Source organism: Lactobacillus selangorensis (genome assembly GCF_001437205.1).
GTDB classification, from domain to species: Bacteria; Bacillota; Bacilli; order Lactobacillales; family Lactobacillaceae; genus Paralactobacillus; species Paralactobacillus selangorensis.
On sequence record NZ_JQAZ01000026.1, the window covers coordinates 1 to 304 of the forward strand.

At 55.9% G+C, this 304-nt stretch carries 1 rRNA gene; it reads left to right on the plus strand.

The window, feature by feature from the left end:
* Nucleotides 1-304 (plus strand): 23S ribosomal RNA (locus IV40_RS10475); the annotation flags it as partial.

Sequence of the window (304 nt, forward strand, 5' to 3'; positions counted from 1 at the left end):
GCGTTGTTGGGTAGGGGAGCGTTCTGTAAGCCGTTGAAGGTGGCCTGTGAGGGTTGCTGGAGGTATCAGAAGTGCGAATGCTGACATAAGTAACGATAAAGCGGGTGAAAAGCCCGCTCGCCGGAAGACCAAGGGTTCCTGTCCAACGTTAATCGGGGCAGGGTGAGTCGACCCCTAAGGCGAGGCTGAAAAGCGTAGTCGATGGGAAACAGGTTAATATTCCTGTACTTGGTGTTACTGCGAAGGGGGGACGGAGAAGGCTAGGCTAGCCGGGCGACGGTTGTCCCGGTTTAAGCGTGTAGGG